The following is a 13,584-nucleotide window of genomic DNA, read 5'->3' on the forward strand; positions in this document are numbered from 1 at the left end:
GTTGTCAGGCGCCTCTGACGGCAATCCTTCTCGGTTGCGTTTCGGCGGATCGCGGAAGCGTCAAGGTCAGAACGCCGTTGCGCATCTCAGCTTCGATCCTGTCGGGGTCGAAGTCTTCCGACAGGGAGAATGCGCGCTCGAAATCGCCTTCGCCATATTCGGCGTAGGCGAGCTGCAGGTTATCGGGCTGGGTCTGCTCGACCTTGCCACGGACCGTCAGCACGCGATTCTCGAGGGTGATCTCGACATGATCGGGCCCGACGCCGGGCAACTCGAGCATCATCGAGACGCCCTGATCCGTTTCGACGATATCCGTCAGCGGGCGATAGATGCGGCCGCCCGTTCTGGTTTCGGGAGCATCCGTCGGTGTCTTTTCGGTGGCCTGCGTGATGTCGCCAGTCATCGGTTCGTCTCCAGTCATGCCGCCTTGACGTCGATCCGTCTCGGCTTCGTTTCCTCGGGGCGGGAGACGACAATCCTCAGCACCCCGTTGATCATCCTCGCCTCGACCTTGTCGTCCGTAGCCGCGAACGGCAGGCGGATAGCGCGGGAGAACTTGCCGTAGCCCCGTTCGTTGCGGTGCCAGCGCGCGCCCTCGGGGATAGCAGGAGCCTTGCGTTCGCCCGAAACCGTCAGAACGTTGCCCTTGACCGAAATCTCGACATTGTCCGCTTCAATTCCGGGCAGTTCCGCAGTGACCGCGATGGCGTCCGGGCCCTGCCAGACATTCACCGCCGGGAATGTCACGCGAGACGTCGACGGCCAGACGCCGCTGCTTTCGAGATCGTGCATCATGGAGCGCATGAGTGCGAAGGGATCGTTGCGGCGACCTCGTATCGGATAGAGCATTGCCGACCTCCTGAAGCTGGAGTGCAACCGCTATGCAGCCAACGGAGCACCTTCTTTGCGGCAGCCGGCGCCAACGGTTCGCGAATAATGGCAAGCCTACACCAAGCATAGTGTTTTGCAAGCAGATTTATTGCTAGCAAAACAAGTCATGGCGGCGCATGATCGACGTTGTTGCGATGCAGATGACGGACTGCACGATGATCTCAACCGGCCATGACTTGATCGGCACGACGATCCATCGTGTCGCTCAGCTGATCCAGCAGCGGATCGACAGCGAGATCGGCGACAGCGGGCTGACACGCCTGTCCTGGATGGCTGCGGCTCATGTAGCGGAAGCGGCGGGCCTCACGATCGGCGAACTGGCGGCGCGGCTGGAGGTCGGAAGCGCGACAGCCAGCCAACTTGTCGACCGCATGGTGCGAGGCGGCTGGGTCGAACGTTCGCCTTCGCCTGGCGACCGGCGATCGCAGATCGTCACGACGACGGAAAAGGCGAACTCGGTTCTGCGAGACCTCGAGCCTCGGCAATCGCTGCTCGAAGAGGAAATACTGCAGGATCTGTCGCTCGAAGAGAGACAGATCCTTCTTGCCCTTCTCGAGCGCATACGCGCGCGGCTTTCGCGCTAGAAGGGACGGTGTCGGCGTGGAAAAGAGAACCGAATACAACATATGGTACTGGGTCGCGGCGTTCGTGGCTGTGGTCCTTATCCAGAGCCTGATCGGTAGCTGGCAGTCTGTCGCGCCAATCAGCTACAGCCAGTTCGAGAAATATCTCAATGATGGTAAGATCGCTTCGGTCACAGTCGGATCGGAAACGATTACCGGAAGTTTCATCGAACCGATCGGTGGCAAGAGGCAGTTTGTCACGACGGTGGTGAATCCCGCAATTCTCGAGCGGATCGACCGCTCCGGCGTGGAGATCAGGGGCGTTCCGCAGAACACCCTGCTCGGCACGGTGATCTCCTGGGTGGCACCGGCGCTCGTGTTCTTCGGGATCTGGATGCTCCTTTTCCGCCGTTTCGCCGAGAAGCAGGGTTTCGGCGGCTTCATGCAGGTCGGCCGAAGCAAGGCCAAGGTCTACATGGAGAAGGAGACCGGCGTCAGTTTTGCCGACGTCGCCGGCGTGGACGAGGCCAAGGCCGAGCTCGAGGAAGTCGTCGCATTCCTGAGGAATCCGGCCGAATACGGCAAGCTCGGCGCCCGCATTCCAAAGGGTATCCTGCTGGTCGGCCCACCCGGAACGGGCAAGACGCTGCTCGCCCGCGCCGTGGCCGGCGAGGCAGGCGTCACCTTCTTCTCGATCTCCGGCTCGGAATTCGTCGAGATGTTCGTGGGGGTCGGCGCGGCGCGCGTCCGCGACCTGTTCGAGCAGGCCCGCAAGTCGGCGCCCGCGATCATCTTCATCGACGAGCTCGATGCGCTCGGTCGCGCGCGCTCGGCCGGCCAGATCGCCGGCGGGCATGACGAGCGCGAGCAGACGCTCAACCAGCTTCTTACTGAGCTCGACGGCTTCGACCCGTCGGTCGGCATCGTGCTCCTGGCCGCCACCAACCGGCCCGAGATCCTCGACCCTGCGCTTCTCCGCGCGGGCCGGTTCGACCGGCAGGTTCTGGTGGACCGGCCCGACAAGAAGGGTCGCGTGCAGATTCTCGGCGTGCACATGAAGAAGGTGAAGCTCGCCCCGGACGTCGATGCCGAGAAGGTGGCGGCATTAACGCCGGGCTTTTCGGGCGCCGATCTCGCCAATCTGGTCAACGAGGCGGCGCTGCTCGCCACCCGCCGCAAGGCCGATGCGGTGACGATGGACGACTTCAACAACGCCGTCGAGCGCATCGTCGCGGGGCTGGAGAAGAAGAACCGCGTGCTGAACCCGCGCGAGCGCGAGATCGTCGCGCATCACGAGATGGGCCACGCGCTGGTGGCGATGGCCCTGCCAGGCGTCGATCCGGTGCACAAGGTCTCGATCATCCCCCGCGGCATTGGCGCGCTTGGCTACACGATCCAGCGGCCGACCGAGGACCGCTTCCTGATGACGCGCGAGGAGCTCGAGAACAAGATCGCGGTGCTGTTGGGCGGGCGGGCGGCGGAAAAGATCGTCTATAACCATCTCTCGACCGGCGCGGCGGACGATCTGGTGAAGGCCACCGACATCGCCCGCGCCATGATCGCGCGCTATGGCATGGATCCCGATCTCGGCAATGTCAGCTACGACAGCGAACGCCCGGGCTTCCTCGGGACCGGCGATCAGGCGTCCTGGCTCAACCGACGCTACAGCGAGGCGACGGCCGAGCGCATGGACCAGAAGGTGCGCGAGGTCGTGGATGGCGTCTTCAAGCGCACGCTGGCGCTTCTCGAAAGCAACCGAGGTCTTCTTGAGCAGTCTGCACGCGATCTCTTGCAACGAGAAACGCTGGATGAGACCGAACTGAAGGAAATCGGCCTCAAGGTGAAAAGAACGGAAGCGGTTGCGGCATGACGTCCTTAGCTGCGCGGATGGCGCGAACAAATCGAACTGGATGAGCGAAGGGAGAACACAAATGGCAAACGGTAATTGCGACATCTGCGGCCGCCCGGCGACGGCCCGCGTCCGGGCCTCGGTCAACGACCGCGTGCAGGACATGGAACTGTGCGATCAGCATTATCGCGAGATGGTGCGCCGGTCTGGCCGCAGCGCGTCGCCGCTCGAATCGCTCTTTGGAAGGCGCTCGCTGCTCGACGAGTTCTTCGGCGACAGCGGATTCGGAAGCCTCTTCGGCGACAGCCCGTTGGCGGGAAGCGCGCTCGGGTCTGCGGGCGGCGACGATGCCGTTGACGCAACCTTCGACGATGCCGCCGCCCGGCGCGGCGTCCGTCGCGGCGGGGGCGGACGGACAATCGCCGACCGGCTGAGCGAGCAGGGCAACAAGCTTTTGCAGGAAGCGGCGCAAAAGGCCGGAGAGTTCGGGCGTAGCGAAGTCGATACCGAACATTTGCTTCTGGCCCTGACTGCTTCCGAGGTCGTCAAGACCATCCTCGAGCAATTCAAGGTCGATGTGGACGATCTGCGTCGACAGATCGAGACAGAGGCAAAGCGCGGCGATGCCAAGCCGCAAGGCGAGATCGGCGTCAGTCCGCGCCTCAAGGACGCGCTGAACCGGGCCTTTATCGCCTCGAACGAGTTGGGCCACTCCTATGTTGGCCCTGAGCACCTGCTGATCGGCCTCGCCGAGGAGGGTGAGGGTCTCGCCGCGTCGATCCTCCGCAAATACGGATTGACGCCGCAGGCGCTGCGCCAGCAGGTGACGAAGGTCGTCGGCAAAGGCGCCGAGGAAGGCCGCGTGGAGGCCCCCTCCAGCACGCCCGATCTCGACCAATACAGTCGTGACCTGACCAAACTCGCCCGCGAGGGCAAGCTCGACCCCGTCATCGGCCGCGCTCGAGAGATCGAGACGACGATCGAAGTGCTGGCCCGGCGCAAGAAGAACAATCCCGTCCTGATCGGCGAGCCCGGCGTGGGCAAGACCGCCATCGTCGAGGGGCTGGCGCAGCGGATCGTCGCTGGCGAGGTGCCCGAGGCGTTGCGCGACAAGCGGTTGGTAGAGCTCAACATCAACTCTATGGTCGCCGGGTCGAAATACCGTGGCGAGTTCGAGGAACGAGTCCAGAAGATCCTCAAGGAGATCACCGAGGAGAAGGACAGCCTTATCCTGTTCATCGACGAGATCCACACGATTGTCGGCGCGGGCCAGGGTGGCGGTGAAGGCGGGCTCGACATCGCGAACACCTTCAAGCCGGCGCTGGCGCGGGGCGAATTGAATCTGATCGGCGCAACGACTCTCAACGAATATCAAAAATATATCGAGAAGGACGCCGCGCTCGAACGCCGCTTCCAGCCGGTCTATGTCCCCGAACCGACGGTCGCGCAGACGATCATGATCCTGCGTGGTCTGCGGGATACTCTGGAGGCCCATCACAAGGTCACGATCACCGACGAAGCCATCGTCGCGGCGGCAGAGCTTTCGGACAGGTATATCACCGGCCGCTTCATGCCCGACAAGGCGATCGACCTGATCGACCAGGCTGCCGCGCGCGTGAAGATCAGCGCCACCGCGCGCCCGGTTGACGTGCAGGAGCTCGATGCCGAGGTCCAACAGATCAAGCGCGAGCAGGATTACGCCGCGGCCCGCAAGCAGTTCGACCGGGCAGCGGAACTCAAGAGAGAGCTGGAAACCAAGCAGAAGGAACTGGACGAGCTACTGGAAGTCTGGAAACGCGACCAGGCATCGGCCACGGCCGAAGTGCGCGTCGACCATGTCGCCCAGATCGTCTCGAAGATCACTGGTGTTCCGGTCACGGAGCTGACCACCGAGGAGAAAGACAAGCTCCTCAAGCTCGAGGAGAAGTTGCACGAGCGCGTTATTGGCCAGGAAGAGGCGATCCGAGCTGTGGCCGACGCGGTGCGCCTGGCGCGTGCGGGTCTGCGCGAAGGACGCGGTCCGACCGCGACCTTCCTGTTCCTCGGCCCGACCGGCGTCGGCAAGACGGAACTGGCCAAGACGCTCGCCGAGGTTATCTTCGGCGATCAAGACGCTATGATCCGTATAGACATGTCGGAATATGGCGAGCGGCACTCCGTTGCCCGGCTTGTCGGGGCACCTCCGGGCTATGTCGGATACGACGAAGGCGGGCAACTGACCGAGAAGGTCCGCCGTCGGCCCTACTCGGTCGTGCTCCTCGACGAAATCGAGAAGGCGCATCCGGATGTCTATAACATCCTGCTTCAGGTGTTCGACGATGGCCGCCTGACAGATGGCAAGGGCCGCGTGGTGGACTTCACCAACACCATTATCATCGCCACCTCGAACCTCGGTTCCGACATCATCCAGCGCAACCTCAAAAAGCGCGGGACGCAGGAGTTCGACGAGGCGAAGCAGAAGGCCGAGCTGATGGAGGTCTTGCGCGGTCATTTCCGGCCAGAGTTCATCAACCGGATCGACGAGATCATCGTCTTCCACTCGCTGAACCAGGCCGAAATCCGCCGGATCGTCGAGCTGCAGCTGGCACGCGTCAAGCGAACCGCCACGGGCCAGGGCGTTGAGCTTGAGTTCGACGCGAGTGCCGTGGACCACTTCGCAGCAGTCGGGTTCCGTCCCGAGTTCGGCGCTCGCGAGTTGCGGCGACTGATCCGCTCGCAACTCGAGACCGAGCTCGCTCGACAGATGCTGTCGGGCCGTATCGCGGACGGCGACAGGGTACGCGTCGCTTGGTCGGCCGAGGATCAGAAGGTGGTCTTCGAGAAGCTCGAAAGGGCCAAGCCTGCCGATGCGTCGACCAAGGACGCAGACGAGTCGAATGGCGCACTAGGCAAAAAGGGCAAGCGAAAGTCGGCGAACAGAGAACACAAGCCAAGTGCAGAGGAGCCCGACAAAAAGTCACCGAAGAGCTCGTCTGGCGAACAAAAACCGTCCGCCTGATACCAGCGGCCCGGCCGGACACGGGCCACTGCGCCCATTCCGGCCGGACCTCCAACGCAAAAGTCAGCGAACATGAAGATTCGAACCGCATTTCGCAATCTCGACCGCCACGGGCGGCAGCGCGCACCCGAGGTGATCGCCGAGGAGGTCCGGCAGCTTGAAGGTCATCTCAAGCGCTTCCGACCCGAGCTGGTTTGTTTGGAGATCTCCGTGTCGCAGACGGAGGGAAAGACCCGCATACACGCCAGCCTGCGTCTGCAACTGCCCTCGGGCGTGATCGCAGCGCAGGAGGACGGATTCGAGATCGAACCTGTCCTGCACAAGGCGTTCGCCGATCTGCGCAGACGTGTCGATCGGAAGGTGGCGCTGCTCAAGGGCGAGCCGCAGTGGAAGCGCCTCGCACGCCGCGCCCGGATCAAGGCGCTGCTGCCGCCTGCACAGGACATGGCCGAGGCCGAACGGCGCACACTCTATTTCGGCCTGATTGAGGATCATCTCGATGCGGTCTACGACACCGTGAGGCGCGAATTGACCTACCTGGAGGCCAGCGGGTCGGTCCGCGAAGGCCGTCTCGATGTCGGTGATCTGGTTGATGCGACGATCCTGAAAGGCCTTGAGCGGTTCGAGCAGCGGCTGGCAGAGTTCTCGGTCGGCAACTGGCTGACGCGGCTCGCCTTCGAGATCATCGACGCTGCGGCACGGGAGGCCAGCCATGCGCTGCCGGATAGCGCCGCCTCTCTCGACTCCGAGCCCGAGGCCCCGGCGCAGGATCCGACCGAGGCCGACCAGGAGATGTTCGAGTTCTATCAGCCCGACGAAGCCCTGCGTCTGGAAGACCTCGTGGCCGACGGCTCCGCCGCCAATTCCGAGGCCGAAGCGGCGCGGCGCGAGGAGGCCCTGGCGCTGCACCGGGCCGTCGCGGCGCTCCCGGCGCTGTGGCGCAGGGTGCTGCTGCGGCTCGATCTGGAGAACGACACGGCGGAGCACGTCTCCCAAATCCTCGGCATTCCGGAAGATGACGTCCGACGGATCGCCCAATCCGCGCGGGCGCAGCTTCGCGAGAAGATGCAGGCGTCCGGATACCCGGCTGACACCGCCGGGAGGTTCAGGGAATCGTCGCGCATCCCGCAGCCACTTCTGGATCGGGATCGGATCGAGAGGGGTCTCCTGGGCGACGTGAAGGGAGAAGCGTCATGACGCGCGGACATAATCGACCGCCCTTTCCGCCGAAGGCGCCTGGGAAAGACATGCGGTCGAGGGACGTGCCGACGGCCATCATCTACCGGCCTGCGCGTTCGGGAATGAGCGTAGAAAGTGCCGGCGCAACTCGGTTCCAGGAAACTTCTGAAAACTCAAGGAGGAACAGAAGAAATGAACACTGACGCGAAACAAAATGTGCATGGCAGCGTGGATCTTCTTTGCAGCCTCTCCAAGAACTGGTGGGCATTCGTGCTGCGCGGCGTTCTCGCGCTTTTGATTGCAGTGCTGGCATTCATCATGCCGGCAGAGTCGCTCCTTGCTTTGACGCTCGTCTTCGGCGCATTCTCTTTTGCCGACGGTGTGTTCGGACTAATTGCCGCCGTACGGCACCTCCGCAAGGGCGAACGTTGGGGCTGGCTGATGTTCAGCGGCATCCTTGGAATTGCGACCGGTGTCGTTGTGGTGGTCTCGCCCTTCGTCGCCACACTGGTACTGGCCACCTTCCTCTGGGCGAGCATCGCTTTCTGGTCAGCGTTCTCCGGCATCTTCGAAATCGTCGCGGCGATCCGACTGCGCAGGGAAATCAAAGGCGAGATCTGGCTTATTCTAAGCGGTCTTGTCTCGGTTGCCCTGAGCGTCGCCGTAATCTGGCTGCTGCTCACCCGCCCGGTCGAGACCTTTCTTGCGCTCGGTTGGCTCCTCGGCTTCTACGCTGCCTTCTTCGGCGTGATGATGGTGTTGCTCGGCCTCCGGCTTCGCAAGGCTCGTAGTTCCGACGGCCCCTTCTCCAGTGACATTATGAACAAACCCAGTGAAGCGTGAGCGTGGCGACCAAACACCACCGATCCATTGGCGACGAAGACGACGATATCACTCGTTGGGATGAAACGATCTTCGAGCGATGTTTGCGCGTCGGCTTCAATCCGTTCGGTTCCGGGCCGACGCCCGTTTTCTTGCGGCACGAGCCAATGGAAGAGACCGCAGCCGACCATCTTCCGGAGCAAGCTTCGGGAGATGGTAGAGATGAATGATTGCAGGGAGCCTGACTGCGCCAAACAATCCGTATATAGGCGTTCGATGCATAGAACTCGCGACCTGATTTACATGCTTTTCTCTATCGCCATTGGGGGAGCAGCATATCTCGCTTTTCGCGAGATGTTCGTCGAGAGCGAGCCCGTTCCCTTCGCCCGGGAAGTAGTGCTGGTGTTTCTCGGGGCCGTTGCGACAATCTATCTGACAGCGGTCTTGCTGAACAGGCAAACTGAGCTGGAGCTTCGCAAGGAAGGACAGGTCATCATTCTCCAGCAGAAGAATGATATTTACATGGCGTGCATCGAGAAGGTCGCCAAAATCGTGGAGACTGCTCTGCACAACGACGACCTGATTGATGAATTGCGGGTCTTGAACCACAAGTTGGCCGTGCTGGGTAGTTCTGACGTCATCGCCTCCTTCGAGAATGTCCTTGATACCCTGATTTCGGGCCTGCGGGACGGGAAACTGAATTCAGAGGATGGTTCGAATATCATGAAAGCTGTCGCAGAAATGACCTCTGCGATGCGCAGAGATATTCTCGAAGAGATTGCTGCAGGGAACGTGCGTATAACGCGCGAAGCCATTCTTCGGAACTCGAACCGTATGCAAGATCTCGATCGGATTGAGTTCGATAGTTCCGAACGGGAACTACATCAGAAGGAAAACGGCAATGCGCGGACATAATCGTCCTCCCTTTCCGCCGAAGGTGCCGGGGACCGACATGCGGTCGTGGGACGTGCCGACGGCCATAATCTACCGGCCGGCGCGGTCAGCGATGACCTCCGCGCCCCGGCCGAATTACTGGGTCCTCGAATTCGAGCCATCGCGACCGCTCCGGATCGAGCCGCTCATGGGCTATACGTCCAGCGACGATCCCTATCGTCCGATACGGCTCAAGTTCCCTGATCGGCATAGCGCCATCGACTTTGCCGAACGCAACGACTGGTTGTACATCGTCCGCGAAGACGCCCCGGCCCGTGCCCACCACAATCGTTGGCGGGGCGCCGAAAGACATCAGCTCTACAAGGGCGCTGACGCACCGGGGGCGTTTCGTATCCACGCTCGACAGAAGCCGGGAAGGTCGGACCACAGCCTGCAACGCGTAGTAGAACGAGACGGCGCCGTGGAATTGTCCGCGCCCGATCACACAGATTTCGATCCCGTGCTCGAAGCGAGCCTCGAGTCCTTCCCCGCATCCGATCCGCCGGCATGGACAGGTGTTACCGTGGCGGCGAAGAAACCGTGACTCGAACTTTAAACTGAAGCAGGCACGGAGCACTTGTTTCCCTCTCTCGACACCGTCGCGCGGAGATATCCTCCCGTCATCGTCTGGGCACTCTTAGGGGTGAACGTCCTCGCGTTCCTCTACCAGATCAGCCTGCCCCAGCGCCTGCTGGATCGGTTCCTGTTCGAGTTCGCGCTTGTGCCATCGCGCTTCTTCGGGCAGCTCAGTCTTGTCGCCCCCTTTGATTGGACTCCCTTCCTGACGAATATGTTCCTGCACGGGGGGTGGCTGCACCTCATCCTCAACATGTGGACACTCTGGATTTTCGGTCCCGCGGTCGAGGACCGTCTCGGCCCCGGGCGGTTCATCCTGTTCTACCTGTTCTGCGGCGTGGCGGCCGGGCTGGCCCATGCGCTCGCCAATCCCGACTCGGCCGTGCCCGCGCTCGGTGCATCCGGCGCAATCGCTGGCGTGATCGGGTGTTACACGCGGATGTTCCCGGCGGCCCGGCTGGTCGTGATGGTGCCCATCGTGTTCATACCGTTGTTCTTCGAAGTGCGGGCAATCGCGTTCGCCCTAATCTGGTTCTTCATGCAGCTCGTACCGGGCTTCTTCTCATTGGGTGTCCAGGCATCGGGCGGGATCGCCTGGTGGGCGCATATCGGCGGCTTCGTCGCCGGCTGGCTCATCACGCCACTGTTGCGCAGGCCGAGCGCAGCCTATCGCCAGTACTATCGGGACGAAGGCGTCTACGGCTTCCTGCCGGATGGACGCCGGAAAGGAAAACAAGGTCCATGGACGTGATGCAAGTCTTCTGGCTTTTCTTCATCGTGTCGGCGCTACAGCCCGTGCTGCAGCGGCGGGATCTCGAAGCGATGCGCACGCGAAAGATCGCGCAGATCGAGAAGAAGCGCGGCAGCCGCGTCATTCTGCTGATCCATCGCCAAGAGACCATGAACCTCTTGGGCTTTCCCCTCATGCGCTACATCGACGTCAACGACTCGGAGGAGGTCCTGCGCGCCATCCAGATGACCGGCGACGAGGTTCCTCTCGACATCGTGCTCCATACGCCTGGCGGCCTCGTGCTGGCGGCGACCCAGATCGCCCAAGCGATCCAGGGGCACAAGGGCAAGGTGACGGTCTTCGTGCCGCATTATGCAATGTCAGGCGGGACCCTGATCGCCATTGCGGCCGACGAGATCGTGATGTGTCGCCATTCTGTGCTCGGCCCGATCGACCCCCAGCTCGGCGGCATGCCGGCGGCTTCAATCATCAAGGTTGCCGAGGAGAAGCCGATCGCCGAGGTCGATGACCAGACGCTGGTCATGGCCGACATCGGCCGCAAGGCGATCACCCAGGTTCAGACCATGGCTTTGCAGCTGCTCGCGGAAAAGACGGACCAGGACCGCGCCCGGTCGCTGGAAAGAAGCGCCGCGTCATTCAGGACGGTAATTCCATCGGAGAAAAAGCGATGCCGACACTCGCATGCCCGCAGTGCAACACGACCAACCGGGTTCCCGAAGATCGCCTGGCCGACGATCCCAAGTGCGGCCGTTGTGGGGCTCGGCTCTTCCAGGGGAAGCCGGTCATTCTCACTGCGTCCAATTTTGACCGCCACGCCAGCGCCGAGCTGCCATTGCTCGTGGATTTCTGGGCAGAATGGTGCGGGCCATGCAAGATGATGGCGCCCCAGTTCGAAGCCGCCGCACGTTCACTGGAGCCGCATGTCCGCCTCGGTAAGCTCGATACGGAGGCGGAACAGCAGATTGCGGGCCGGTACGGAATACGCAGCATTCCCACCATGATCCTGTTCACGGCAGGCCGGGAAGTTGGCAGAACCAGCGGCGCCATGACGGCTCAGCAAATAACGGCTTGGGCGCGCTCGCAGTCACGAGAGTAATTTTCACGTTTCGTCGTCGCTCGCAGATAAGTGGAAAGGAATCGATTTGCACGGCATGACCGGCTTTCTCGAAAGTGGCGCTCTTCTTGTTGTTGCAGCATTTATGCTCGTGACGATCTGCGCGCGGATCGGAATTCCAAGCATTGCGGGCTACATTCTCACGGGGCTATTGATCGGACCGTCGGGTCTCGGACTGGTGTCGGAGAGCGCCGCCCTGACCACCATCGGGGAAATTGGGGTGGTCCTGCTGCTGTTTGCGCTCGGCCTGGAATTCTCATTCGAGAAACTCGCGTCTCTCAAGCGTCATGTCTTCGGTCTGGGCATGGCGCAGGTTGCGGTCACGACGATCCTCGTTTCTGCGACGACATTCTCTCTGTTCGACCTTGGCATCGTCCCCGCGGTCCTCGTCGGCGGAGCCGTCGCGATGTCATCCACCGCGCTATGCCTCAAGGTGCTGGCGAGCGTGAACGCCCTTGGCTCGCTGCAGGGGCGGATGGCGATCGCCGTGCTTCTGTTTCAGGACATTGCCGCCGTGGTGTTCCTGTTGCTCCACGATGCATCGAGCGGCGCCGCCGAAGGATTCGGAGCGATTACCGTAATTCTTGGAGCCGTGGCGCTGGTCGTCCTTCTCTTCATCGCGCGGGGACCTTTGCAGGTGATCGCCAAGTGGATTGCAGCCTCTGGCGACCCAGAGCTTGCACAGCTTCTCGCGCTCGCGATCGCACTCGGCTCGGCTATCGCCGCAGCCTCCGCCGGGCTCTCCCCGGCGCTCGCTGCCTTCGCCGCCGGGATGGTCATAGGTGAAGGCGATGCGCGTCATGCCGTCGAAAGAGAAATCCGACCCTTTCGCGATCTCTTCGTCGGAATCTTCTTCATCGGCATCGGGACGCAACTTCCGCTCGGGACCTTGGCGTCATCCTCGCCCGCTGTGTTGGCCTGGCTCGGCATCCTATTTATTGGCAAGGCGCTGATCTTTCTCGCTGTCGCTCGCTGCCTCGGCGAACCCCTCCCGGCGTCATTGCGAACCAGCATTATCCTGGCTCACGGCGGCGAATTCAGCCTCATGCTGCTTTCGGTCTCGATGGCCTCAGGCCTCCTTCCCGCAAGCTTCGGCGGTCCCTTGTTCATCGCCATCGGCATAAGCATGTTGTGCGGGAGTGTTCTGGTCCGGCGGGCCGGACGAGATGCTCAGTCGAACCTGCAGTGAAGTTGGAATGCGCCAGCGTTCGCGCATGGCTATTGCTACATTGACGGCGGTCATTGGCGCCTGATGCGCAAGTCGTCACAGTGAGATTACCTTTGGCTGTCGGAAATGAGCGCCTTGAGCACATGCAATTGGCACAACTGGCTCCTGATCGCGCTTGGCGGCTGGCTGGTCGTGTCGCCGCTTGTCAGTAGGCGTCGTAACGGGACCCCTTATCGGCTCCCAAAAGGGACCCCTGCCTCTAGTTGCATCGGGTCAGCGCGCGTAGGCCCGGAGCTCTCCATTTAGCGCAGGGGCCTGCGGGCGCGGGTTGTTTGTCTTTTCGGCTTTAGCTTTGAGAGCGGTTTTTAAAGCGCCAGGATTCGTTCCCGGTTTCCACGATCTCGCAATGGTGTGTGAGCCTGTCGAGCAGAGCGGCGGTCATCTTGGCGTCGCCGAATACGGCCGGCCATTCGCCGAAGGCCAGGTTCGTCGTGACGATGATCGATGTCCGCTCGTAGAGCCTGCTCGTGTGCCTCTTGGGCAGTCAAATTGCTCACAGCTGAATATCTTCATAGGTGCATAAGACAACCGACTGGGAAACGCCCATGGCCTGCCCCCTGAAAAGTTCTCTAATCGCATTGGTCAAGCTGGACACCCGCAAGAACCCTCCGATTTCTGGCGCTCTGATGGGTTCGGTGCAATGTCTGCCTGATGATCGGCTTCGGGCTGCCTGAGGGCCG

At 62.0% G+C, this 13,584-nt stretch carries 13 protein-coding genes and 2 pseudogenes; 12 read left to right on the top strand and 3 right to left on the bottom strand.

Annotated features, from left to right (window positions below; all coding sequences use genetic code 11):
• Positions 1-4: 4 nt before the first annotated feature.
• On the bottom strand, positions 5-403 hold the full coding sequence (locus tag BW981_RS19585) for an Hsp20/alpha crystallin family protein (protein ID WP_076442272.1): 399 nt from the start codon (positions 401-403) through the stop codon (positions 5-7).
• A 14-nt stretch (positions 404-417) separates the two neighbouring features.
• Positions 418-792 carry an Hsp20/alpha crystallin family protein gene (locus tag BW981_RS19590; protein WP_244560390.1) on the bottom strand — a complete coding sequence of 125 codons (375 nt, stop codon included), beginning with the start codon at positions 790-792 and terminating at the stop codon, positions 418-420.
• 275 nt (positions 793-1,067) lie between these two features.
• Here BW981_RS19590 and BW981_RS19595 point away from each other — a divergent pair, with 275 nt between their 5' ends.
• The 12 genes and pseudogenes from BW981_RS19595 to BW981_RS19655 all read left to right on the top strand — a co-directional run bounded on the left by BW981_RS19595 (position 1,068) and on the right by BW981_RS19655 (position 12,865).
• Positions 1,068-1,475, top strand: a complete 408-nt coding sequence (locus BW981_RS19595) for a MarR family winged helix-turn-helix transcriptional regulator (RefSeq protein ID WP_244560391.1) — start codon at positions 1,068-1,070, stop codon at positions 1,473-1,475.
• 16 nt (positions 1,476-1,491) lie between these two features.
• Positions 1,492-3,324: an ATP-dependent zinc metalloprotease FtsH gene (gene ftsH / locus BW981_RS19600; RefSeq protein WP_076442276.1), complete on the top strand. Its 1,833-nt coding sequence runs from the start codon at positions 1,492-1,494 to the stop codon at positions 3,322-3,324.
• A gap of 61 nt (positions 3,325-3,385) precedes the next feature.
• Positions 3,386-6,301, top strand: coding sequence for an ATP-dependent Clp protease ATP-binding subunit (locus tag BW981_RS19605; RefSeq protein WP_076442278.1), 2,916 nt, complete (start codon positions 3,386-3,388; stop codon positions 6,299-6,301).
• 210 nt (positions 6,302-6,511) lie between these two features.
• Positions 6,512-7,498 (top strand): sigma-70 family RNA polymerase sigma factor, encoded by a 987-nt coding sequence (locus BW981_RS19610; RefSeq protein ID WP_244560392.1) that lies wholly within the window; start codon positions 6,512-6,514, stop codon positions 7,496-7,498.
• A gap of 174 nt (positions 7,499-7,672) precedes the next feature.
• The gene (locus tag BW981_RS19620; RefSeq protein ID WP_076442282.1) at positions 7,673-8,323 is read left to right on the top strand and encodes an HdeD family acid-resistance protein; all 651 of its coding nucleotides are present in this window, start codon (positions 7,673-7,675) and stop codon (positions 8,321-8,323) included.
• Positions 8,324-8,325: 2 nt separating this feature from the next.
• Complete coding sequence (locus BW981_RS19625; protein ID WP_139333859.1) at positions 8,326-8,532, top strand: hypothetical protein; 207 nt, start codon at positions 8,326-8,328, stop codon at positions 8,530-8,532.
• Positions 8,533-8,605: 73 nt separating this feature from the next.
• A complete protein-coding gene (locus tag BW981_RS19630) occupies positions 8,606-9,217 on the top strand; it encodes a hypothetical protein (RefSeq protein ID WP_210188705.1) in 612 nt (203 codons plus the stop codon).
• A gap of 37 nt (positions 9,218-9,254) precedes the next feature.
• Complete coding sequence (locus tag BW981_RS19635) at positions 9,255-9,779, top strand: NADH dehydrogenase ubiquinone Fe-S protein 4 (RefSeq protein ID WP_280174208.1); 525 nt, start codon at positions 9,255-9,257, stop codon at positions 9,777-9,779.
• A 99-nt stretch (positions 9,780-9,878) separates the two neighbouring features.
• On the top strand, positions 9,879-10,562 hold the full coding sequence (locus BW981_RS19640; RefSeq protein ID WP_244560394.1) for a rhomboid family intramembrane serine protease: 684 nt from the start codon (positions 9,879-9,881) through the stop codon (positions 10,560-10,562).
• A pseudogene (locus tag BW981_RS23520) lies at positions 10,562-11,179 on the top strand (ATP-dependent Clp protease proteolytic subunit); the annotation flags it as partial. The gene BW981_RS19640 and the pseudogene BW981_RS23520, both read left to right, overlap by 1 nt.
• 50 nt (positions 11,180-11,229) lie before the next feature.
• A complete protein-coding gene (trxC, locus tag BW981_RS23525; protein ID WP_076442292.1) occupies positions 11,230-11,658 on the top strand; it encodes a thioredoxin TrxC in 429 nt (142 codons plus the stop codon).
• Positions 11,659-11,713: 55 nt separating this feature from the next.
• The gene (locus BW981_RS19655) at positions 11,714-12,865 is read left to right on the top strand and encodes a cation:proton antiporter domain-containing protein (RefSeq protein WP_244560395.1); all 1,152 of its coding nucleotides are present in this window, start codon (positions 11,714-11,716) and stop codon (positions 12,863-12,865) included.
• 325 nt (positions 12,866-13,190) lie between these two features.
• Here the strand turns inward: BW981_RS19655 and BW981_RS19660 are convergent.
• A pseudogene (locus BW981_RS19660) lies at positions 13,191-13,370 on the bottom strand (ATP-binding protein); the annotation flags it as partial.
• Between the last annotated feature and the right edge of the window lie 214 nt (positions 13,371-13,584).

It is taken from the genome of Allobosea sp. TND4EK4 (assembly GCF_900156025.1).
Taxonomy (GTDB): Bacteria; Pseudomonadota; Alphaproteobacteria; order Rhizobiales; family Beijerinckiaceae; genus Allobosea.